At 32.6% G+C, this 1,549-nt stretch carries 1 protein-coding gene; it reads right to left on the bottom strand.

What is annotated here, in order from left to right; all coding sequences use genetic code 11:
* Positions 1 to 174: 174 nt before the first annotated feature.
* Positions 175 to 948, bottom strand: a complete 774-nt coding sequence (locus BUB77_RS29005; protein ID WP_073280645.1) for an aminoglycoside adenylyltransferase domain-containing protein — start codon at positions 946 to 948, stop codon at positions 175 to 177.
* Between the last annotated feature and the right edge of the window lie 601 nt (positions 949 to 1,549).

The following is a 1,549-nucleotide window of genomic DNA, read 5'->3' as shown; positions in this document are numbered from 1 at the left end:
TTGCATGAACTTATCATCAATATTGCCTCAAAACTAATTACAGGCTACCACTTGTCTACCTTTCGGAACGTTAATATAATAAATATAATGGGAAGATGGGAATCCTCTTCAGATTAAACTCTTCCATTCTTAATCATAATTATTTGGTTACCAACCTACTATACTGCATTTCTTTTATGATTCTATCTGCTCCTTTTCAAACCTGATAGTTGTCAGCATTTCATATGCGAACTGATCTGCAAGTTCTAGGTCTGCCTGCATTGTCTGTTTTGTCTTATAGCAATTTAATGCCTGTAAAATAAGAGGATGATATCTTTCAGGCAAATGAGCAATTCCCCACTCACCACCTAGCTGCTTTGAAAGACATAGACCTTCCTTTAAAAAAGCCACTGCTCTGCACAAATTTAGCGTTATATACATAGGTTGATTTGTTATATCTTCTCTTGCATTCTCTATATCAAACCAGATGCTTTCAACATAGACCTTTTTCATAACCTCTCCAAATACATTTTCTATCGATTCCCCATATAAGACAATCCCGTACCTGTTTATGATTGTAAAATGAGCAGCAAGATCTTTATCTACACCCCTCATATTTTTCACATAATCCTCTGGATTGTCTCTGAACCATGGAAGATGCATTGGAGAAAAATGTAATTCAAACGGTGTTGGAAACACAAAGGGCTTGCAATATTTTCGCTTTACAATACTAATTTCCAAACCTTTTGCAGGTGCCTGCTCGTTCATCATCACAACTTGATTCATAAACGCCATCTTCTGCACGTCAGTAATATCGTTTTCAATTACAATGAGTAAGTCAATATCGCTTTTCTCAGGGTTGAAACAATTCATAGCCATTGAGCCGTGCAAATAAATCCCCGTTAAATTCTCTCCCACTATTTCTTTGCTGATAGAAGTAAACTCATCAATTACTTTTTGGTAAAACATAAACTTTGCTCCTTATAACTTATAATCAATTTTATAAATGTTGGATTGGTTCACTTGTTAAATATAAAGGGTAGAAAAAACTGCTAGACAAAATTGGAATTTGTTAATTTCTCATTATGCTTATACTACTCAATGTTTCGCATTTGATTCAAGCCACTCTATGCTTAATATAAGTAATCAGCAGATAAAGACTAACCAATAAATTCAAAGTTGTGTGCTGGGTTTATTTCATAAATAAAATGGGAAGTTCAGAATCATATTAATTATTCTGAGTATATTTATGTTTGAGTATTATTCCAGACAATCCGAAAACTTATAATCCATTTATCCGACAATGTTACTCAATTTTTTAAATTTATCTGTACTCACTTCATTTTCTTTCCCCAGAGAGTGAATTAAATTCCGATTTATTTATTTTCTATCAATCATCCAACTTCCCATTATTGCTATTATCAGAAGTTAAATTTCTTATCTAAGAATTTTTCTTTTATCATTCGAAACCCAACTAACCATATTTTACCACTAATATCGACAAAATAAAATACATACTTACTCACAGATGGTAAGTTACCCCAGCAAACATTAGTAATATAAGTAATAT

The sequence above is a fragment of the Anaerocolumna jejuensis DSM 15929 genome (genome assembly GCF_900142215.1).
In the GTDB taxonomy this organism is placed as follows: domain Bacteria; phylum Bacillota; class Clostridia; order Lachnospirales; family Lachnospiraceae; genus Anaerocolumna; species Anaerocolumna jejuensis.
Note: the sequence above shows the minus strand (reverse complement) of the source record. Positions and strands in the feature narration are given on the sequence as shown.